The sequence below is a fragment of the Pseudomonas sp. R76 genome (genome assembly GCF_009834565.1).
Taxonomy (GTDB): Bacteria; Pseudomonadota; Gammaproteobacteria; order Pseudomonadales; family Pseudomonadaceae; genus Aquipseudomonas.
Map to the genome: position 1 here is coordinate 5,365,613 of NZ_CP019428.1, position 19,324 is coordinate 5,384,936.

The 19,324-nt window shown below is 60.4% G+C and carries 21 protein-coding genes; 12 read left to right on the top strand and 9 right to left on the bottom strand.

Features of this window, described 5'->3' with window-relative positions:
* Nucleotides 1-31: 31 nt before the first annotated feature.
* Nucleotides 32-925 (bottom strand): LysR family transcriptional regulator ArgP, encoded by an 894-nt coding sequence (locus PspR76_RS24210; protein WP_159959376.1) that lies wholly within the window; start codon nt 923-925, stop codon nt 32-34.
* A gap of 99 nt (nt 926-1,024) precedes the next feature.
* Here PspR76_RS24210 and PspR76_RS24215 point away from each other — a divergent pair, with 99 nt between their 5' ends.
* The 7 genes from PspR76_RS24215 to PspR76_RS24245 all read left to right on the top strand — a co-directional run bounded on the left by PspR76_RS24215 (nt 1,025) and on the right by PspR76_RS24245 (nt 8,598).
* Nucleotides 1,025-1,426 (top strand): ACT domain-containing protein, encoded by a 402-nt coding sequence (locus tag PspR76_RS24215; protein ID WP_159959378.1) that lies wholly within the window; start codon nt 1,025-1,027, stop codon nt 1,424-1,426.
* A gap of 5 nt (nt 1,427-1,431) precedes the next feature.
* Complete coding sequence (locus PspR76_RS24220; RefSeq protein WP_159959380.1) at nt 1,432-2,031, top strand: LysE/ArgO family amino acid transporter; 600 nt, start codon at nt 1,432-1,434, stop codon at nt 2,029-2,031.
* A 178-nt stretch (nt 2,032-2,209) separates the two neighbouring features.
* Nucleotides 2,210-2,806 (top strand): superoxide dismutase, encoded by a 597-nt coding sequence (locus PspR76_RS24225; RefSeq protein ID WP_003212997.1) that lies wholly within the window; start codon nt 2,210-2,212, stop codon nt 2,804-2,806.
* Between the two features lie 148 nt (nt 2,807-2,954).
* Nucleotides 2,955-3,188 carry a hypothetical protein gene (locus tag PspR76_RS24230; protein ID WP_159959382.1) on the top strand — a complete coding sequence of 78 codons (234 nt, stop codon included), beginning with the start codon at nt 2,955-2,957 and terminating at the stop codon, nt 3,186-3,188.
* A 181-nt stretch (nt 3,189-3,369) separates the two neighbouring features.
* Nucleotides 3,370-5,421, top strand: coding sequence for a putative bifunctional diguanylate cyclase/phosphodiesterase (locus PspR76_RS24235; RefSeq protein ID WP_159959384.1), 2,052 nt, complete (start codon nt 3,370-3,372; stop codon nt 5,419-5,421).
* Nucleotides 5,422-5,550: 129 nt separating this feature from the next.
* A complete protein-coding gene (locus PspR76_RS24240; RefSeq protein WP_159959386.1) occupies nt 5,551-6,897 on the top strand; it encodes an imelysin family protein in 1,347 nt (448 codons plus the stop codon).
* A 246-nt stretch (nt 6,898-7,143) separates the two neighbouring features.
* Nucleotides 7,144-8,598, top strand: a complete 1,455-nt coding sequence (locus PspR76_RS24245) for a TrkH family potassium uptake protein (protein WP_159959388.1) — start codon at nt 7,144-7,146, stop codon at nt 8,596-8,598.
* On the opposite strand, the gene PspR76_RS24250 is transcribed toward PspR76_RS24245, so the two are convergent.
* A complete protein-coding gene (locus PspR76_RS24250; protein ID WP_159959390.1) occupies nt 8,555-9,613 on the bottom strand; it encodes an AraC family transcriptional regulator in 1,059 nt (352 codons plus the stop codon). The genes PspR76_RS24245 and PspR76_RS24250 overlap by 44 nt on opposite strands.
* A gap of 161 nt (nt 9,614-9,774) precedes the next feature.
* On the opposite strand from PspR76_RS24250, the gene PspR76_RS24255 reads away from it, so the two are divergent.
* Nucleotides 9,775-10,086 carry a DUF962 domain-containing protein gene (locus PspR76_RS24255; protein WP_159959392.1) on the top strand — a complete coding sequence of 104 codons (312 nt, stop codon included), beginning with the start codon at nt 9,775-9,777 and terminating at the stop codon, nt 10,084-10,086.
* Nucleotides 10,087-10,121: 35 nt separating this feature from the next.
* Here the strand turns inward: PspR76_RS24255 and PspR76_RS30995 are convergent, their stop codons facing one another.
* Nucleotides 10,122-10,445: a hypothetical protein gene (locus PspR76_RS30995; protein ID WP_162530287.1), complete on the bottom strand. Its 324-nt coding sequence runs from the start codon at nt 10,443-10,445 to the stop codon at nt 10,122-10,124.
* Nucleotides 10,446-10,459: 14 nt separating this feature from the next.
* Between PspR76_RS30995 and PspR76_RS24260 the strand changes: the two genes are divergently transcribed.
* The gene (locus tag PspR76_RS24260; protein ID WP_159959394.1) at nt 10,460-10,642 is read left to right on the top strand and encodes a hypothetical protein; all 183 of its coding nucleotides are present in this window, start codon (nt 10,460-10,462) and stop codon (nt 10,640-10,642) included.
* Nucleotides 10,643-10,746: 104 nt separating this feature from the next.
* Nucleotides 10,747-11,943, top strand: a complete 1,197-nt coding sequence (locus PspR76_RS24265) for an MFS transporter (protein WP_159959397.1) — start codon at nt 10,747-10,749, stop codon at nt 11,941-11,943.
* Here the strand turns inward: PspR76_RS24265 and arfB are convergent.
* From arfB to PspR76_RS24280, 3 genes are all read right to left on the bottom strand, one after another.
* Nucleotides 11,940-12,353 carry an alternative ribosome rescue aminoacyl-tRNA hydrolase ArfB gene (arfB, locus tag PspR76_RS24270; RefSeq protein ID WP_034109044.1) on the bottom strand — a complete coding sequence of 138 codons (414 nt, stop codon included), beginning with the start codon at nt 12,351-12,353 and terminating at the stop codon, nt 11,940-11,942. The two genes, PspR76_RS24265 and arfB, sit on opposite strands and share 4 nt — an antisense overlap.
* A gap of 12 nt (nt 12,354-12,365) precedes the next feature.
* Complete coding sequence (locus tag PspR76_RS24275; RefSeq protein ID WP_159959399.1) at nt 12,366-13,049, bottom strand: pentapeptide repeat-containing protein; 684 nt, start codon at nt 13,047-13,049, stop codon at nt 12,366-12,368.
* A 106-nt stretch (nt 13,050-13,155) separates the two neighbouring features.
* On the bottom strand, nt 13,156-14,574 hold the full coding sequence (locus PspR76_RS24280) for an amino acid permease (protein WP_159959401.1): 1,419 nt from the start codon (nt 14,572-14,574) through the stop codon (nt 13,156-13,158).
* A 646-nt stretch (nt 14,575-15,220) separates the two neighbouring features.
* Here PspR76_RS24280 and PspR76_RS31105 point away from each other — a divergent pair.
* Complete coding sequence (locus tag PspR76_RS31105) at nt 15,221-15,358, top strand: hypothetical protein (RefSeq protein ID WP_003175756.1); 138 nt, start codon at nt 15,221-15,223, stop codon at nt 15,356-15,358.
* A gap of 73 nt (nt 15,359-15,431) precedes the next feature.
* Complete coding sequence (locus PspR76_RS24285; RefSeq protein ID WP_159959403.1) at nt 15,432-16,391, top strand: leucyl aminopeptidase; 960 nt, start codon at nt 15,432-15,434, stop codon at nt 16,389-16,391.
* Nucleotides 16,392-16,614: 223 nt separating this feature from the next.
* On the opposite strand, the gene rluB is transcribed toward PspR76_RS24285, so the two are convergent.
* The 3 genes from rluB to scpB form a co-directional block, all read right to left on the bottom strand.
* Nucleotides 16,615-17,856, bottom strand: a complete 1,242-nt coding sequence (rluB, locus tag PspR76_RS24290; RefSeq protein ID WP_159959405.1) for a 23S rRNA pseudouridine(2605) synthase RluB — start codon at nt 17,854-17,856, stop codon at nt 16,615-16,617.
* Nucleotides 17,857-18,000: 144 nt separating this feature from the next.
* On the bottom strand, nt 18,001-18,192 hold the full coding sequence (locus PspR76_RS24295) for a DUF1289 domain-containing protein (RefSeq protein WP_005790815.1): 192 nt from the start codon (nt 18,190-18,192) through the stop codon (nt 18,001-18,003).
* Between the two features lie 192 nt (nt 18,193-18,384).
* A complete protein-coding gene (gene scpB, locus PspR76_RS24300) occupies nt 18,385-19,317 on the bottom strand; it encodes an SMC-Scp complex subunit ScpB (RefSeq protein ID WP_159959407.1) in 933 nt (310 codons plus the stop codon).
* Nucleotides 19,318-19,324: the final 7 nt, after the last annotated feature.

Here is a 19,324-nt window from a genome sequence, read left to right on the forward strand (position 1 = left end):
TTTTTCATCGCTGTTGCGTTGACGCCCGCCATCATTCCAACGGCACCAACCATTGGCCACACGCCTGGGCCAGATGATCGGTCAACAAGCCCAATAGCTGCCCGCCACTGCGCCAATGATGCCAGTACAGCGGCACGTCGATGGGCTTATCTGGCAACAACTCGACCAATACGCCGGTTTCCAGCTGGTCGCGCACCTGTAATTCCGGGACCAGGCCCCAGCCCAGGCCGGCTTCCGTCAAGCGGATAAAGCCTTCGGAGGATGGGCATAAATGGTGTTCGAAACCGCCGTCCACGCCGAGGGAAGCCAGGTAACGGTGTTGCAGGAAATCATCCGGGCCAAACACCAGTGCCGGCGTGCGCGCCAGTTGATCGGCACGCACGCCGCCAGGGAAATGCCGGGCAATAAAGGCCGGGCTGGCCAGCGCCCGGTAGCGCATGGCGCCGAGCAGCAGGCTGCGAGCGCCCGCCACCGGGCGCTCGCTGGCGCAGATACAGGCCGCCACTTCACCGGCGCGCATGCGCTTGAGGCCGACGGTCTGGTCCTCTACCACCAGGTCCAACAACAAACGCTGCTCGGCGCAAAAGTCGCTGACGGCCTCGGCCCACCAGGTGGCCAGGCTGTCGGCATTCAGCGCGATGCGCAGGCGCTCGGGCATGCCTTCTTCATCCAGCGCCGGCACCTGGCTTTGCAGGTCGCGCTCAAGCAGCCGAACTTGTTGCACATGGTTGAGCAGGCGCCGGCCGATGTCAGTGGGCGTCGGCGGCGTGGCCCGCACCAGTACCGGCTGGCCGATGCGCGCTTCGAGCAACTTGATGCGCTGGGAGATCGCCGACTGCGACAACCCCAGCACCTGGGCGCCGCGCTCGAAGCCGGCTTGTTCCACCACCGCTGCCAGGGCAGAAAGCAATTTATAGTCGAACATCAGTTTCTCTAATGGGCGATCAGCAATATTGGTTTTTCTTATACAGCTTAGCCCGTAAGAATGACCAGCATCGCTTCTCTCTCTATTAAGGAACTTCACATGGCTGGCGAAACCGCCCTGGCAACCCTGCTGCGCAGCATGAGCCCGCAGTTGAATGACGGCGATTATGTGTTCTGCACACTGCCCGACAATCGTATCCCCGACGGTTGCGACGTCATCGGCAGCTTTCGCGAACAGGAAGGGCTGACGCTGATTCTCGAGCGTCAGCAGGCGGAGCAAGCGGGGCTGGCCTTTGACTACGTCGCCGCGTGGATCACCTTGAATGTGCATTCGGCCCTGGAAGCCGTGGGCCTGACTGCGGCGTTCGCCAGTGCCCTGGGCAAAGCCGGTATCAGTTGCAACGTGATCGCCGGCTACTACCACGACCACTTGTTTGTCGGCCGCAACGATGCCGAGCGGGCCATGGATGTATTGCGTCAACTGGCCGCAAACGCGGAGTAAAAATTATGTGGCAAAGCTATGTGAACGGCCTGTTGGTGGCCCTCGGCCTGATCATGGCGATCGGCACCCAGAATGCTTTTGTGCTGGCGCAAAGCCTGCGACGTGAACACCATTTGCCCGTGGCGGCGCTGTGCATCGTGTGTGATGCAATTTTGGTGGCGGCCGGGGTGTTCGGCCTGGCCACGGTGCTGGCACAGAACCCACTGCTGCTGGCGATTGCGCGCTGGGGCGGCGCGGCGTTCCTGTTGTGGTACGGCACCTTGGCGCTGCGCCGGGCGTTTTCCAGGCAGAGCCTGGAACAAGGCGAACACCTCAAGGTACGCTCCTTGCGCGCCGTGCTGCTCAGTGCCCTGGCGGTGACGCTGCTCAATCCGCATGTCTATCTGGATACCGTGCTGCTGATTGGCTCATTGGGCGCTCAACAAACCGAACCCGGCGCCTATGTGGCCGGTGCCGCCAGCGCCTCGTTCCTGTGGTTTGCCACGTTGGCACTCGGCGCCGCGTGGTTGGCACCCTGGTTGACGCGCCCGGCGACCTGGCGGCTGCTGGACTTCCTGGTGGCGGCGATGATGTTCAGCGTGGCCTACCAATTGATCAGTGCGTGAGGAATATTCCAAAACGCTCTGGAACCTCTATCCCACACAGTTGTTGCGTGGTTATGCCGCAACCCCGGTGCTATGATCCAGCCCCTGCGCCGCAAAGAGTACAAACTCCCCGGCGCTTGTTTGGCCGCCCGTGATCGGCCTTGCGCTCACCGCAACTGACCTGATTAGGAGAATCATCATGGCTTTCGAATTGCCGCCGCTGCCCTACGCACACGATGCCCTGCAGCCGCACATTTCCAAGGAAACCTTGGAATACCACCACGACAAGCACCACAACACCTATGTCGTGAACCTGAACAACCTGGTGCCAGGCACCGAGTTCGAAGGCAAGACCCTGGAAGAAATCGTCAAGTCTTCTTCGGGCGGCATCTTCAACAACGCCGCTCAGGTCTGGAACCACACCTTCTACTGGAACTGCCTGGCGCCAAACGCCGGCGGCCAACCTACCGGCGCACTGGCTGAGGCCATCAACGCTGCGTTCGGTTCGTTCGACAAGTTCAAGGAAGAGTTCACCAAGACGTCCGTCGGCACCTTCGGTTCCGGTTGGGGCTGGCTGGTGAAAAAAGCTGACGGTTCCCTGGCCCTGGCCAGCACCATCGGCGCCGGCAACCCGCTGACCAGCGGCGACACCCCGCTGCTGACCTGCGATGTCTGGGAACACGCTTACTACATCGACTACCGCAACGTGCGTCCAAAGTATGTGGAAGCGTTCTGGAACCTGGTCAACTGGAAGTTCGTGGCTGAGCAGTTCGAAGGCAAAACCTTCACTGCCTAAGCAACGCTTGCAGTAAAAAGAGCCCGGCAATTGCCGGGCTTTTTTATGGGCGATGAAAAATTGGCCGGGGGCTTGGAACTCAGAGCGTGGATCGTGCCACGCATTCAATGTGAGGAATTCGCCTCTCTTAACTGTCGGAGAAATTACAATGTCCATTACCGCATTAGCAGCAGCAATCCCACTTGTTGGCGCACTCGCGCCCTTGGCGGGCCAGGCCATGAACGCTGTCACTCAACTCGCCAAGACGGTAGGCGACTTGGCCAATTCTCAAAGCCAGCGCGGGGGTCAGATCGCGAACGCAGACACCCACAGCAACCACCACGCTATGAATTATTCGCAACCAAACGCTGGAAGCAAGAGCGTCAACGTCAACATCTCGTAAACCCAGGCGCCCCTCACCTGCAGAGTCACTTCGGGCAGGCGGACGCGAATCCGCCTGCCCCTACGCCCCTCAAGCTCACTGCCAAACCTGCCGATGCCCTAATGTTCCTTTGACTGCCACCCCCAGATTGCCAATACTCATGGCATATTGAGGCCACCCGCATGGAACAAGGAATGCCCCTTTGAAGCTGGAACTCAAAAACAGCTTGTCGGTGAAGTTGCTACGGGTTGTGCTGCTGTCGGCATTGATCGTGGGCGTGGCGCTGAGCGCGGCGCAGATTGTTTTCGATGCCTACAACACACGCCAGGCTGTGGCCGGTGATGCCCAACGCATCCTCGACATGTTTCGCGACCCCTCGACCCAGGCTGTCTACAGCCTTGACCGCGAGATGGGTATGCAGGTGATCGAAGGCCTGTTTCAGGACGACGCCGTGCGCATGGCCTCCATCGGCCACCCCAACGAAACCATGCTCGCGGAAAAAAGCCGCGACTTGCAGCAATCCCCGACCCGCTGGTTGACCGACCTGATTCTGGGTCAGGAACGCACCTTCACCACATCGTTGGTCGGCAAAGGCCCGTACAGCGAGTACTACGGCGACCTGAGCATCACCCTCGACACGGCCAACTATGGCAAAGGCTTTCTGGTCAGCTCGGTGATCATCTTTATTTCCGGCGTGCTGCGCGCCCTGGCCATGGGCCTGGTGTTGTACCTGGTCTATCACTGGCTGCTGACCAAGCCGTTGTCGCGGATCATCGAGCACCTGACGTCGATCAATCCGGACCGGCCCAGTGAACACAAGATCCCCCAGCTCAAAGGCCACGAACGCAACGAGTTGGGGCTGTGGATCAACACCGCCAACCAGTTGCTCGAATCCATCGAACGCAATACGCACTTGCGGCACGAGGCCGAATCCAGCCTGCTGCGCATGGCCCAGTACGACTTTCTCACCGGCCTGCCCAACCGCCAGAAATTGCAGGAACAGCTGGACAAGATCCTCATCGACGCCGGCCGCCGACAGCGCCGAGTCGCGGTGTTGTGCGTAGGCCTGGATGACTTCAAAAGCGTCAACGAACAGTTCACTTATCAGGCCGGCGACAAACTGCTGCTGGCCCTGGCCGACCGTTTGCGCGCCCACAGCGGCCGCCTCGGCGCCCTGGCCCGGCTGGGCGGCGATCAGTTTGCGCTGGTGCAGGCCGACATCGACCAGCCTTACGAAGCCGCCGAATTGGCACAAAGCATTCTTGATGACCTGGAAGCCGAATTCGCCCTTGAACACGAGCAGATTCGCCTGCGCGCCACCATCGGCATCACGCTCTTCCCGGAAGACGGCGACAGCACCGAGAAGCTGCTGCAAAAAGCCGAACAGACCATGACCCTGGCCAAGAGCCGCTCGCGCAACCGCTATCAGTTCTATATCGCCAGCGTCGACAGTGAAATGCGTCGGCGCCGCGAACTGGAAAAAGACCTGCGCGATGCCCTCAGCCGTGACCAGTTTCACCTGGTCTACCAACCGCAGATCAGCTATCGCGACCATCGCGTGGTCGGTGTGGAAGCGCTGATCCGCTGGCAGCACCCGGAGCACGGCCTGGTGCCGCCCGACTTGTTTATCCCGTTGGCGGAACAGAACGGCACGATTATTCCGATTGGCGAATGGGTGCTGGACCAGGCCTGCCGGCAACTGCGCGAATGGCATGACCTGGGCTTCACCACCTTGCGCATGGCGGTCAACCTGTCGACCGTGCAACTGCACCACACCGAGTTGCCGCGCGTGGTCAACAACCTGATGCAGATTTACCGCCTGCCGCCGCGCAGCCTTGAATTGGAAGTGACTGAGACCGGCCTGATGGAAGACATCAGCACCGCCGCCCAGCATTTGCTGAGCCTGCGGCGTTCCGGGGCGTTGATCGCGATTGATGATTTCGGCACCGGCTATTCGTCCTTGAGCTATTTGAAAAGCCTGCCGCTGGACAAGATCAAGATCGACAAGAGCTTCGTCCAGGACCTGCTCGATGACGACGACGATGCAACCATCGTGCGCGCCATCATCCAACTGGGCAAAAGCCTGGGCATGCAAGTGATCGCCGAGGGCGTGGAAACCGCCGAGCAGGAGGCCTACATCATTTCCGAAGGCTGCCACGAGGGCCAAGGCTACCACTACAGCAAACCGCTGCCGGCCCGGGAACTGGCGGCGTTTTTGAAACAGTCCGAGCGCAATAACGCGGCGATTCTCTGAAATAGCAAAACGATACTAAATATTTCCCGCGTATAACCCTTTACACAAAATGCAAATCTTTCGCATTATGTCGCAGCTTTTTTGCGCTCCCCCGCGCGCCCTATCAACAACCGAAGCAGGATGTTCGCCATGATTCGTATGCCCCTGGCCACCGCCAGTCTGCTGGCCATTGCCATTTCTCTCGCCGGTTGCGGCGAAGGTAAAGACGACAAGGCCGCCGCAAACCAGGCGCCGACCCCGGCTGCCAGCACCACCGCTCCAGCGGCTGCCACCCCTGCCGGCCAGGTCGACGAAGCGGCCGCCAAGGCCGTGGTCGCGCATTACGCTGACATGGTGTTCGCGGTGTACAGCGATGCCGAATCGACGGCGAAAACCCTGCAAACCGCAATCGACACCTTCCTCGCCAACCCCAACGACCAAACCCTGAAAGCGGCCCGCACCGCTTGGGTTGCCGCTCGCGTACCGTACCTGCAGAGCGAAGTGTTCCGTTTCGGCAACACCATCATCGACGACTGGGAAGGCCAAGTGAACGCCTGGCCCCTGGACGAAGGCCTGATCGACTACGTCGACAAATCCTACGAACACGCCCTGGGTAACCCAGGCGCCACCGCCAACATCATCGCCAACACCGAGATCCAGGTCGGCGAAGACAAGGTCGACGTCAAAGAGATCACCCCGGAAAAACTCGCCAGCCTCAACGAGCTGGGCGGTTCCGAAGCCAACGTCGCCACCGGCTACCACGCCATCGAATTCCTGCTGTGGGGCCAAGACCTCAACGGCACCGGCCCAGGCGCGGGCAACCGCCCTGCCTCCGACTACCTGACAGGCGAAGGCGCCACCGGTGGCCACAACGAGCGTCGCCGCACTTACCTGCGCGCCGTGACCCAACTGCTGGTCAGCGACCTGGAAGAAATGGTCGGCAACTGGAAACCCAACGTCGAAGACAACTACCGCGCCACCCTGGAAGCCGAACCGGCTACCGACGGACTGCGCAAAATGCTGTTCGGCATGGGCAGCCTGTCCCTCGGCGAACTGGCCGGTGAGCGCATGAAGGTTTCCCTGGAAGCCAACTCGCCGGAAGACGAGCAGGACTGCTTCAGCGACAACACCCACAACTCGCATTTCTACGATGCCAAGGGTATTCGTAACGTTTACCTGGGCGAGTACACCCGCGTCGACGGCACCAAGATGACCGGCGCGAGCTTGTCGTCGCTGGTGGCCAAGGCTGACCCGGCTGCCGACAGCGCACTGAAGGCCGACCTGGCGTCGACCGAAGCGAAGATCCAGGTCATGGTTGATCACGCCAACAACGGTGAGCACTACGACCAACTGATCGCCGCAGGCAACGATGCAGGCAACCAGATCGTGCGTGACGCCATCGCTGCGCTGGTCAAGCAGACCGGTTCGATCGAAGCGGCTGCAGGCAAACTGGGCATCAGCGACTTGAACCCGGACAACGCTGATCACGAATTCTGATCCGTGCCGCGTTGAATGAGGCGACCTTTGGGTCGCCTTTTTTGTACCCTTCCTGGCATCATCAGCCACCACAAAACCCTTGTGGGAGCGGGCTTGCTCGCGAAAGCGGTGTACCCGTCGACAGATATATTGGCTGACCCACTGCTTTCGCGAGCAAGCCCGCTCCCACATTTTACCGCGTCGCCTTTGAGCCTTCGGTTTACGTAGGTAGAATGGCGCCTCTACCTGTCATCCCGAGCACACTTCATGGCGTTGCCGACCCTACGCATCATCGGTTTCATCATCGGCATCTTCCTGATCACCCTCGCGATCGCCATGGTCGTCCCGATGGCCACGCTGGTGATCTTCGAACGCACCAGCGACCTGCCCTCGTTCCTCTGGGCCAGCATGATTACCTTTCTCGCCGGCCTGGCGCTGGTGATCCCCGGCCGCCCCGAACACGTGCACTTGCGCCCCCGCGACATGTACTTGCTCACCGTCAGCAGTTGGGTGGTGGTGTGTGTGTTCGCCGCGCTGCCGTTTTTGCTGACCCAGCACATCAGCTACACCGACTCTTTCTTCGAAAGCATGTCCGGCATCACCGCCACCGGCTCAACCGTATTGAGCGGGCTGGACAGCATGTCACCGGGCATCCTGATGTGGCGCTCGCTGCTGCACTGGCTCGGGGGTATCGGCTTTATCGGCATGGCGGTGGCGATCCTGCCGTTGCTGCGCATTGGTGGCATGCGCCTGTTCCAGACCGAATCCTCGGACCGTTCGGAAAAGGTCATGCCGCGCTCACACATGGTGGCGCGGCTGATCGTGGCGGCCTACGTGGGCATTACCATCCTCGGCAGCCTGGCGTTCTGGTGGGCCGGGATGGGCTTGTTCGATGCGATCAATCACGCGATGTCGGCGATCTCCACCGGCGGTTTTTCCACCTCGGATGAATCCCTGTCCCACTGGAAACAACCGGCAGTGCACTGGGTGGCGGTGGTGGTGATGATCCTCGGCAGCTTGCCGTTCACCTTGTATGTGGCCACGTTGCGCGGCAATCGCCGGGCGCTGATCAAGGATCAGCAGGTGCAAGGTTTGCTGGGTTTATTGCTGGTGACCTGGCTGGTGCTCGGCACTTGGTACTGGTGGACGACCGATCTGCATTGGCTGGACGCGCTGCGTCATGTGGCGGTAAACGTCACCTCTGTAGTGACCACCACCGGCTTTGCACTTGGGGACTACAGCATCTGGGGTAACTTCTCACTGATGCTGTTCTTCTACCTGGGCTTTGTCGGCGGCTGCTCAGGCTCCACGGCGGGCGGGATCAAGATCTTCCGTTTCCAGGTCGCCTATATATTGCTCAAGGCCAACTTGAACCAGCTGATTCACCCACGCGCGGTGATCAAGCAGAAATACAACGGCCACCGCCTCGACGAAGAGATCGTGCGCTCGATTCTGACCTTTTCGTTCTTCTTCGCCATCACCATCTGCGCCATCGCCCTGGCCCTGTCGCTGCTCGGGCTGGACTGGATGACCGCGTTGACCGGCGCCGCCAGCACCGTCTCGGGCGTGGGCCCGGGTCTGGGCGAAACCATCGGCCCGGCCGGCAACTTCGCCAGCTTGCCGGATGCGGCCAAGTGGATCCTGTCGTTCGGCATGCTGCTGGGCCGGCTGGAGATCATTACAGTCTTTGTTCTGTGCATTCCGGCGTTTTGGCGCCACTGACCGTTGACGCTTCGAGCAACCGCGCCCGGTATTCGCCAGGCGTGGCATCGAACCAACGGCGGAACGCGCGGAAAAAATTGCTCGGGTCGGCAAACCCCAACAGGTAGGCAATTTCCAGCAACGTCATGCTCGGCTGCGCCAGGTATTGCTCGGCGAGTTCGCGGCGGGTGTCGTCGAGCAAGGTCTGGAAACTGGTGCCCTCCTCCTGCAAACGCCGCTGCAAGGTGCGCTGGGACAGGTGCAAGGTCTGGGCGACCACTTCGCGCTTGGGCTCGCCCTGGGGCAACAGGCGGCACAGCACCTGGCGGGCCTTGTGGGTCACGCGGCTCTCGGAAAACCGCGCCAGGTATTCACCGGCAAACCGATCATGCAACAGCGCCATGGCCTCATTGGCCGTGGGCAGCGGCGCCTCCATGTCAGCCTGCTCGAAAATCAGCGCGTCATACGGCGCATTGAATTCCAGCGGCGCATGGAAGGCCTGTTTGTAAGGCGCGAGGTCCGCCGGTTGATCACCTTGCAACACGACTTTGCGCGGTTGCAGGGTGCGCCCGGTCAACCAGCCGCACAGCGCCAAGGCACTCGCCAGCGACGCTTCGGCGCTTTGCCGGGTGGGCGGCAGGTGGTCGCCATGCACCGTCAGAATCAGCGCATAGCCTTCGGGTAGCAGGCGGAAGCTCAGGTCGGCGCTTTCGGCAATGATGCGCTGGTAGCGCACCAGGCGCATAAAGCCTTCCGCGAGGGTGTTGCTGGACATCAGCGCGTAACCGGCCACATGAAACGAGGCCGGGCGCACCACTTTGCCCATGTTCAAGCCGATTGCGGGGTTGCCCGACAACTCCACCGCCCGCTGCCACAACCTTGTCATGGAGTCCTGCGGAAAACGCGCGTCGGGATCACTGAGGGCGGCGTAGTCCAGGCCCAGTTGCTTGAACAAGACGCGGCAATCCAGGCCGTCCATTTCCAGCGCCTTGACTATCCCCATCGCCCAGCTTGCAGAAGTTGTTCGTTCGCTCATGGCGTCTTCTTGAAAAAAGCAGGCTCAAACGGCAGCCAGGAAGCCAAGGATACTAAAGTGGCATCTATTGTCACTGGCTGTTACCACTGATCACTCTAGACTCAAATAAGCTCCCCGCCGAACATCTGTTGGGCGGCATCACCACCCAAGGGCCGGCTACCGTGGAAAATATCAAACAATTCAATAGCTTCGCCGAGTTCTACCCTTACTACCTGAGCGAGCACGGCAACAGCACCTGCCGGCGCCTGCATTTTATCGGCACCACGTTGGTGATCGGTATTCTGGCCTATGCGATTGGCAGAGGGTCGTTGGGCCTGTTGCTGGCCTTGCCAGTCGCCGGCTACAGCTTTGCCTGGATCGGCCACTTCTTCTTCGAAAAGAACCGCCCGGCGACGTTTCAACACCCGTTCTACAGCTTGTTGGGCGATTTTGTGATGTACCGCGACATGATTTTGGGCAAGGTGCCGTTCTAGGGCGCCTTTTTAGCCTGTGACTTCTTGTCACTTGCTTAAAAAATGAAAATTCGTACATCCGTCGACATAAAATTCTTTTTGTCATTTTCAGTGCTGTATCCTGCCAAGGCTTTTTGAGAGCGCGCAATCACACTGCGATTGATAAACAGATCTTGCGAGGAGCGACGACGATGCACGAGATACCTAATCTCCCCTTCCCAAGCCTGCACCCAACTGAGCAGCCAGCACCGCAGCAGGCCAGTAGCAAACAGCCTGAGACCAAAGAAGCACAACCAGTCGACAGCAAACGCCAGGACTGACGCCGTACCAGACCGTGTGGAAAGCGCACCATTGAGCGCTTTCCACACTGCCTGAATCACCCGAGATACCCGCCATGACTGATACCCTCCACGACACCCCCGACGCCGCTGTACTCGACGCTGCCTTGCAGATGATCGAAGTCTGGAACCGCCTCAGCGCCGACAAACAAGCCTTGCTGCTCAAGCGCTTCGGCACCCAGGAAAACGCCCTGGCCGCCCTGGTCACCACGCAAATGCTCGCGCCTGCCAAACCCTGATCTGTACCTGATCTGAAGTTTTTGCTGGTTTGCCGCCCCACCCGGCCCTCGCGCCGGTATCATTAGCAGCCTATCTTTACCTGCTGCGACAGTGGACCTCTCCCATGCCAGATACCCAGCGCCCCATGGCGGTCACGCTGCAAGTCGTTTCCATCGTGCTGTTCACCTTTATCGGTTACCTGAATATCGGCATTCCCCTGGCTGTGTTGCCGGGCTATGTCCACAGTGAACTGGGCTACGGCGCGGTCATCGCCGGCCTGGTGATCAGCGTGCAATACCTGGCCACGCTGCTCAGCCGCCCGTATGCCGGCAAGATCATCGATAACCTGGGCAGCAAGCGCGCAGTGTTGATCGGCTTGGTCGGCTGCGGCCTGAGTGGCGTGTTCATGTTGCTGGCGGCGTGGTTTTCCAGCCTGCCGGCCGTCAGCCTGGTAAGCCTGCTGATTGGCCGACTGGTCCTGGGCAGCGCGGAAAGCCTGGTAGGTTCAGGCGCCATCGGCTGGGGCATTGGCCGGGTCGGCGCAGCCAATACGGCCAAGGTCATCTCATGGAACGGCATCGCCAGTTACGGCGCGTTGGCCGTCGGTGCACCGCTTGGGGTGGTGCTGGTCAGCCACTTCGGGTTGTGGAGCATGGGCGTCAGTATCATTTTGCTGGCGGTGCTGGGCGTGCTGTTGGCCTGGAACAAAGTCGCGGCGCCGATTGTGGCCGGTGTGCGCCTGCCGTTCATGAACGTGCTGGGCCGCGTATTGCCCCACGGCTGCGCGCTGGCGCTGGGCTCGATCGGCTTTGGCACCATCGCCACATTTATCACCCTGTATTACACCACCCAGCACTGGGACAACGCGGTATGGGCCCTGAGCCTGTTCGGCGCCAGCTTTATCGGTGCACGCCTGCTGTTCGGCAATTTGATCAACCGTATCGGCGGCTTTCGCGTGGCGATTGCCTGCCTCTCAGTGGAAATCCTCGGCCTGCTGTTGCTGTGGCTGGCGCCGGATGCGCACTTGGCACTCGCCGGTGCGGCGTTGAGCGGATTTGGCTTTTCCCTGGTGTTTCCGGCGTTGGGGGTGGAGGCGGTCAACCTGGTGCCAGCGTCCAGCCGCGGTTCGGCAGTGGGAGCGTATTCGCTGTTTATCGACCTGTCGCTGGGCATCACCGGCCCGCTGGCCGGTGCGGTGGCGGCAGGCTTCGGCTTTGCCTCGATCTTCCTGTTCGCCGCCCTCGCCGCCGCCGGCGGCCTGCTGCTGAGCCTGTACTTGTACCGGCAAGCACCCAAGGCCCGCGAGGCGCGCGACGCCTAGAAGTCGACCTTGCCGCGCCCAGCCTTGATGCTGCCGCGCTTGGTCTTGGATTCGAGCCGACGCTTCTTCGAGCCCAGCGTCGGTTTGGTCGGGCGGCGCTTCTTCTCGACCTTGGTGGCGCTGAGGATCAACTCCACCAAACGTTCCAGCGCATCCGCGCGGTTCTGTTCCTGGGTCCGGTATTGCTGGGCTTTGAGCACCAATACGCCTTCACTGGTGATCCGGCTGTCACGCAGCGCCAGCAGCCGCTCCTTGTAGAAGTCCGGCAATGACGACGCCGGAATATCAAACCGCAAGTGCACTGCGCTCGACACCTTGTTGACGTTCTGCCCACCGGCGCCCTGAGCGCGAATGGCGGTCAGCTCGATCTCGGCATCGGGCAGGTGCACATTGTTGGAAATAACCAGCATCACTGAAAAACCTTAGGCAACGGACAAGCCCAACTCGGACAACAACATCGACGCCTGGGCTTTGGAAATCACGGCGCCTTTGAACAGTTTGGCATCATTGAGGCGAAAACCGCTCAAATCCGCACCCCGCAGGTCGGCCCCGGCGAAATTGGCGCCGTTGATGCGCGCATGGGCGAGGCTGCAATCGATCAGTTCGGCCTTGCGAAAGTCAGCATCCGACAAGTCGCTGTCGGAGAAATCCAGGTTGTTCAGCACGGTACGGGCAAACGACAGGCCGGACAAAAATGCACTGTTGAGCCGGGTTTCGCTGAAGCTCAAGCCCAGCGACGCACAATGGGTGAAGTTGGCGCCGGTCAGCTTGCAGTGGGCAAAACCGGCCTGGGACAGTTTGCTGCGCTGCCAGCGAGTGTTATTCAGGTCGCAGCTGTGGAACTGCGCTTCCAGCAGGTTTGCCGCCTCGAATATGGCGTGGGCGGCGCGGCAACTGTTCCACTGGGTGCCTTCAAGGCGCGAACCGAGAAACGAGGTCTGCACCAGGATGCAACGCTCGAACACCCAGTGGTCCAGCACCATCCGCGACAGATCGGCCCCACTCAAGTCGACGCCAATCAGGCGCAACGGCCCGCTGTGCTGGTCGATCAGGTCTTCCAGCGCATCGCGTTGCAAGCTGCCGCCGTCGATATCGGTGTGCTGCATGGGGCCTCCGGGCAAGTATCGATGAAAAACCAGGGCGCGAGTCTAACCTGCCCGCGCCCACAAAAAACCCGGCACGGCGCCGGGTTTCTTGTTTACGGGAAGCGTCCTACTCCAGAACCGTCCTCGTTGCGCTCAAAGCCGCTTGCGCCTTCTTGTTCTTGATCCAGTAGCACAGCCCCATAAACGCCACCCATACCGGAATTGCGTACACCGACACTTGAATCCCCGGAATCATCAACATGACGACCAGGATGAACGCGACAAACGCCAGGCAGACGTAGTTGCCGTAGGGATACCACAGCGCCTTGAACAACGGCACCTGGCCGGTGCGGTTCATGTGCTGGCGGAACTTGAAGTGGGAGAAGCTGATCATCGCCCAGTTGATCACCAGCGTGGCCACGACCAGCGACATCAGCAGTTCCAGCGCATGTTGCGGGATCAGGTAGTTCATCAGCACGGCCACCAGGGTGATCGCCGCCGACGCGAGGATCGAACGCACCGGCACGCCGCGCTTGTCGATCTTCGCCAAGGCCTTCGGCGCATCGCCCTGCTCAGCCATGCCCAGCAACATGCGGCTGTTGCAGTAGGTGCCGCTGTTGTACACCGACAGCGCCGCAGTCAGCACCACGAAATTGAGGATATGCGCGGCGGTGTTGCTGCCCAGCATCGAGAACACCTGCACGAACGGGCTGCCGCTGTAGGCATCGCCGGACGCGTTGAGGGTCGCCAGCAGGCTGTCCCACGGCGTAAGCGACAACAGCACCACCAGTGCGCCGATGTAGAAAATCAGGATGCGGTAGATCACCTGGTTGATCGCTTTTGGGATCACGGTGCGAGGCTGGTCGGCTTCGGCGGCGGTAAAGCCGAGCATTTCCAGGCCGCCGAATGAAAACATGATGATCGCCATGGCCATCACCAATCCGCCCACGCCATGGGGGAAGAAACCGCCGTGGTCCCACAGGTTGCTCACCGAGGCTTGTGGGCCGCCGCTGCCGCTGACCAGCAAATAACTGCCCAGCGCAATCATGCCGACGATGGCAACCACCTTGATAATCGCAAACCAGAACTCGGCCTCACCGAAGACTTTGACGTTGGCCAGGTTGATCAGGTTGATCAGCACGAAGAACGCCGCCGCCGAGACCCAGGTCGGGATCTCCGGCCACCAGTAGTGCACGTATTTGCCGACCGCGGTCAGTTCGGACATGCCCACCAGGATGTACAGGATCCAGCAGTTCCAGCCCGACAGGAAGCCGGCGAAACCGCCCCAGTACTTGTGGGCAAAATGGCTGAAGGAGCCGGCGACCGGCTCTTCGACGATCATTTCGCCAAGCTGGCGCATGATCATGAAGGCGATAAAGCCGCAGATGGCATAGCCCAGGATCATCGACGGGCCGGCGGATTTGAGCACCCCGGCCGAGCCCAGGAACAGGCCGGTGCCGATGGCGCCACCGAGGGCGATCAACTGGATATGCCGATTTTTCAGGCCGCGTTTCAGCTCGCCTGAAGAGGAATGGGGTCCACTCATGAAAAGGGTCTCACGCAAGGTTTGATGATGTTGAATGCACGTTGCTGTCTTGAATCTCGACTCAAGCAGCGCCGCTCAAACCCCAGCGCAGGCACCAGGAGTACAGCGTCTTTCTAACGGTCATGCGTCACCTGTTTGTTTTTATCTGTGACGAAATCGAACCCGCCCGGCTCGTGGTCGGACGGAGTGATCAGGGTCGGTAAACCCTGGGTCTTGGCCTTTTGCGTGGATACGCAAGGGGGGTCACAGTAAAACGCGGCGCATTGTACATCGCTCAACAGCTTCTGGCCGCCCCCGCAAAGCGTCCGCGACAAACTGTCAGAGATTCCTTACAGCCAGACAACCCCCAGTAAGTCCTGGACCAGAGCGTAAAGTTGTCGTTACACCGCGTAAAACCAGCGTTACAGACAGCTCAAACCCTCATTCACCAGAAAATTGTCAGTGGCAAAAACCTGATCAATCGTTTCAGCCAGCTCACTGTTTTTTCTAAAAAAAATCAAACCGCAAAAAACAGAAGAAAAAATCCAAATGAAACCGTGTCAATAAATTTTTTGCATTCTGAAACACTCTCGCCTAGGTTCTTGCACTTGCCCAGCGAAGCCCGCTGGCAAGCCGTTCTCAAACAACGTCCTCTAGGAGATACACCATGCAAGCACTGGAAAACGACCTGGAAACCGAACTGCAACTCGACGATTGGTTTGAAGCGCCGACCCATGAGGCCGCCGTTGAAATGATGCAAGCCGATGCCGTTGTGCCGTTCGGCACCGCGATGTGGCCTTTCTAACACCCGGCAGGCATCCGGCAGGTGCTGTGCACGGCACCTGCCCCCTTACCCAAGGCACAGAAGGACACACGTCATGGACAAGGCCCGCGCCGTCGAACACTTTCTCTACTACCTCGCTCACCACCCGGCCCTCAGCGGCCTGAGCCGCCCTACCGTGCTGCTGGGCCATACCGAACGCTACGACGCCATCGCCCAGGCAATCACCCACGGCAGCGCCGCCCGTTTCAATTTCCAGGTGCAGCGCCTGGACCTGGCCGCCAGCGACACCCTGGCCGACGCCATTGAAGCCTGCGACCTGTACCTGTTTCTCTACGATTCCTCGACCCTGCCCAACCCACGTGCCGAAGGCCCGGACTTTATCCGCGCACTGCAAGGCGTGATGGCCGAGCATTGGAAGAAATCCCTGCTGTTCAAGGATTATGGCGACTACTTCTACGACACCTTCAGCGTCGAGCCGCAGCGCATTGCCGACCTCAACGCCACTTTGATCCGGCGCATGTCCCAAGCCAACGTGCTGAGCTTTACCGACAAACACGGCTCACGCCTGGAAGCACCGATGAGCAGCATCAAGAAGTGGACCAACATCAACGGCGTCGGCAACCACGACCTGGCGCCGGGCGAAATCGCTACCCACAGCGAGGCCATCAATGGCCAGGTAAGGTTTGTCGGCACCTTTCTCAGCACCATCCCGTTTGCGCGCAAATACGGCGTGCTGCAATCACCGCTGGAACTGTGGATCGAGAACTCGACCATTTGCAGCGTGGCCAGCGATGTACCGGGGCTGGCGGATGACTTCAACAAATACCTGAATGCCAACCCGTCCAACCGCCGCGTGGAGGAGTTGGGGATTGGCACCAATGAAGGGGTCAAGGATTTGTATGCGCGCAACGCCGGCTTTGAAGAGCGCCACTGCGGCTTGCACCTGGGCCTGGGCGGCGGGCAGAAAGGCAGCCATCACCTGGATTTGATCTTTGCCAGCGGCGTGTTGGCGCTGGATGACAAGCCGGTGTTTGATGGGACGTTTGCCTTTTAGAACCCGACTACTTAGAACCCAACTACCAAAAACAATGAAGCCCCATGTGGGAGCTGGCTTGCCTGCGATAGCCTCACTGTGGTCTGCCTGACATACCGAGGTGCCTGCATCGCAGGCAAGCCAGCTCCCACAAAGGCCAGCTCCCACATTGGAACGGGTTACCAAATCCAGACCAAAAAAAACGCCAACCCTAGGGTTGGCGTTTTTTTATGCCGCACTTACATCACTGCGGCTTCTTGCGACCAAAACCAGGACGCTGACCGGAACCGGCCGGGGCGCCACGGCGCTTGCCCGACGGCTCGTCGGCGACCAGTTTCGGGCCAGGGCGCTTATTCGCCGCAGGCTTGGCTGGGCGCTTGGTGCTGGCGTTGTCGGCTGGGCGATCGGATGCCGGAGCACCACGGCCTTCACCACGATTGCCGCGACCACCGGCTGGCGCGTCACCGCGTGCAGGGCGCGGCGTGCGTGGCGCACGCTCACCTTCCTGGCGCGACGGCGCTGTTGGGCGACGCTCGCCTTCGATGTGCGGCTCACGGGAAATACGACCACCGGTCGCCGGTGCATTCAACGCCGGGCGCAGGGTGCGGGCCACACGTTCGGTGCGGGCCACAGGGCGCGACGATTTACGCTGCATACGCTCAAGTTTGTCTTTGCTCTTGGCGTTCATCTGCGGCATCGCGACCGGCGTCAGGCCCACTTCGGCGCTGAGGATGTCGACTTCGTACTGGCTCATTTCGCGCCAGCGGCCCATCGGCAGGTCGGAGTTCAGGAACACGGGGCCGAAACGCACGCGCTTCAGGCGGCTGACCACCAGGCCTTGGGATTCCCACAGGCGACGTACTTCACGGTTACGGCCTTCCATCACCACGCAGTGATACCAGTGGTTGAAACCTTCGCCGCCGGGTGCCTGCTTGATGTCGGTGAACTTGGCCGGGCCGTCTTCTAGGACCACGCCGGCTTTCAAGCGCTCGATCATCTCGTCGTCGACTTCACCACGTACACGCACGGCGTATTCGCGGTCCATCTCGTAGGACGGGTGCATCAGGCGGTTGGCCAATTCACCGTCGGTGGTGAACATCAGCAAGCCGGTGGTGTTGATGTCCAGACGACCGATGTTGATCCAGCGGCCTTCTTTGGGCTTGGGCATCTTGTCGAACACGGTCGGACGGCCTTCCGGGTCGTCACGGGTGCAGATCTCGCCGTCGGGCTTGTTGTACATGATCACGCGGCGCACCGATTCGGCGGCCTCTTCACGCTTGATGACCTTGCCATCAATGGTGATTGCATCGTGCAGGTCGACGCGCTGGCCAAGGGTGGCTTCAACGCCGTTGACCTTGATGCGCTTCTGGGTGATCCAGGCTTCGACGTCGCGGCGCGAGCCCACGCCGATACGCGCCAGCACCTTTTGCAGTTTTTCACCTGCTGGGCCGATTTCCTGGCTGTCGTTCTGGTCTTGGTCGTTCATCTTAAGCACCTCCCGGTGGGTCGATTCAGGCGTGGCCTGAAGAATGTTGAAAGCTGGGCTTTGGGCGAATAGGTCGCCAAAGGGTCGCGAATCATACGCGTATGGCGCGCGTTGCGCATCACAGACTAGTCGATAAGGCCCCAGTCATTTGCTTTTCCGCCGACCGGTGGCGCCCAGAGCCAGCAATCTCAGCTCGGCTTCGGCCAAAACTGTGCGTTTGTCGACTTTGTCGAGTTTCTTCCAGGCACGGATTTCGCGCTTGCTGCGGCCACAGCCGACGCAAATGTCATCGCTGAATTTGCAGATGCTGATGCAGGGGTCTTTGGTGGAACTCATTTGAATCCTCCCTGGGAGCTGGCTTTTCTGTGGGAGCTGCCTTGTGTGGGAGCCGGGCTTGTGTGGGAGCTGGCTTGCCTGCGATGGCATCATCTCGGTTTAAACTTTGAGACAGAGGCGCCTGCATCGCGGGCAAGCCCGGCTCCCACACAAGCCAGCTTCCACAGGGTTTCCAGTGTCTGGCAGACCGGGTCAGTCCTCAAACTGGCGGCGCTCGGCCTCGATCGCTTCAGCCAGCGCCCGGGCTTCATCTTCCTCGTCGCTCAAAGGCGGCTGTTCAAGAGCGGCAACGGCGGCCAGGAGTTTTTCACGGGCTTCCGCCACGCCGAGGATATCTTCCTCAGGCTCTGCTTCAGCTTCGACTTCAGGCTCAACTTCAACGTTCACTTGGGTTTCCGGCTCGGCCGCACCATCGCGCAACAAATCATCGAAGTCGGTCTTGATGCCCTGCTCCATGTCGTCCAGTTCCAGCAACAAGGTGTGGAAACTGGTTTCGTCTTTCGGTTCTTCCGGCTCGGCGGTGGCGTCGGCCAGTTCCTGCAGGCTGGCCGGGACCGGTGCGTCGTCGAAGTCCAGCACCGGCTCGGCTTCCATCTCGCGCAGTTCGGCCAACGGCGGCAGGTCATCGAGGTTTTTCAGGTTGAAATGGTCGAGGAATACCTTGGTGGTGGCGAACATGGCCGGCTTGCCGGGCACGTCGCGGTAGCCGACGATGCGGATCCACTCGCGCTCCAGCAGCGTCTTGACGATATGGCTGTTGACCGCCACGCCCCGCACATCCTCGATCTCGCCCCGGGTGATCGGCTGGCGATAGGCGATCAGCGCCATGGTTTCGAGCATCGCCCGCGAATAACGTTGTGGGCGCTCTTCCCACAAGCGGCCGACCCACGGGGAAAACTTCTCACGGATCTGCAGGCGATAACCCGACGCCACTTCGCGCAGCTCAAAGGCGCGGCCGTCGCAGGATTTGCGCAAAATCTCCAACGCCTTCTTGAACACCGGCGGTTCAGGGCGCTCGGCCTCTTCAAAGAGTTCGAACAGGCGCTCCAGGGATTGCGGTTTACCCGAGGCCAGGAGAAAGGCTTCCAGCAGCGGCGCCAGTTCGCGGGGTTCAGTCAAATTCATCGATTCA

Bases quoted from the DNA above. Each gene is read 5' to 3' on its own strand.
- PspR76_RS24210 (WP_159959376.1), bottom strand. From the start codon at position 925: ATGTTCGACTATAAATTGCTTTCTGCCCTGGCAGCGGTGGTGGAACAA.
- PspR76_RS24215 (WP_159959378.1), top strand. From the start codon at position 1,025: ATGGCTGGCGAAACCGCCCTGGCAACCCTGCTGCGCAGCATGAGCCCG.
- PspR76_RS24220 (WP_159959380.1), top strand. From the start codon at position 1,432: ATGTGGCAAAGCTATGTGAACGGCCTGTTGGTGGCCCTCGGCCTGATC.
- PspR76_RS24225 (WP_003212997.1), top strand. From the start codon at position 2,210: ATGGCTTTCGAATTGCCGCCGCTGCCCTACGCACACGATGCCCTGCAG.
- PspR76_RS24230 (WP_159959382.1), top strand. From the start codon at position 2,955: ATGTCCATTACCGCATTAGCAGCAGCAATCCCACTTGTTGGCGCACTC.
- PspR76_RS24240 (WP_159959386.1), top strand. From the start codon at position 5,551: ATGATTCGTATGCCCCTGGCCACCGCCAGTCTGCTGGCCATTGCCATT.
- PspR76_RS24245 (WP_159959388.1), top strand. From the start codon at position 7,144: ATGGCGTTGCCGACCCTACGCATCATCGGTTTCATCATCGGCATCTTC.
- PspR76_RS24250 (WP_159959390.1), bottom strand. From the start codon at position 9,613: ATGAGCGAACGAACAACTTCTGCAAGCTGGGCGATGGGGATAGTCAAG.
- PspR76_RS24260 (WP_159959394.1), top strand. From the start codon at position 10,460: ATGACTGATACCCTCCACGACACCCCCGACGCCGCTGTACTCGACGCT.
- PspR76_RS24265 (WP_159959397.1), top strand. From the start codon at position 10,747: ATGCCAGATACCCAGCGCCCCATGGCGGTCACGCTGCAAGTCGTTTCC.
- arfB (WP_034109044.1), bottom strand. From the start codon at position 12,353: ATGCTGGTTATTTCCAACAATGTGCACCTGCCCGATGCCGAGATCGAG.
- PspR76_RS24275 (WP_159959399.1), bottom strand. From the start codon at position 13,049: ATGCAGCACACCGATATCGACGGCGGCAGCTTGCAACGCGATGCGCTG.
- PspR76_RS24280 (WP_159959401.1), bottom strand. From the start codon at position 14,574: ATGAGTGGACCCCATTCCTCTTCAGGCGAGCTGAAACGCGGCCTGAAA.
- PspR76_RS31105 (WP_003175756.1), top strand. From the start codon at position 15,221: ATGCAAGCACTGGAAAACGACCTGGAAACCGAACTGCAACTCGACGAT.
- PspR76_RS24285 (WP_159959403.1), top strand. From the start codon at position 15,432: ATGGACAAGGCCCGCGCCGTCGAACACTTTCTCTACTACCTCGCTCAC.
- rluB (WP_159959405.1), bottom strand. From the start codon at position 17,856: ATGAACGACCAAGACCAGAACGACAGCCAGGAAATCGGCCCAGCAGGT.
- PspR76_RS24295 (WP_005790815.1), bottom strand. From the start codon at position 18,192: ATGAGTTCCACCAAAGACCCCTGCATCAGCATCTGCAAATTCAGCGAT.
- scpB (WP_159959407.1), bottom strand. From the start codon at position 19,317: ATGAATTTGACTGAACCCCGCGAACTGGCGCCGCTGCTGGAAGCCTTT.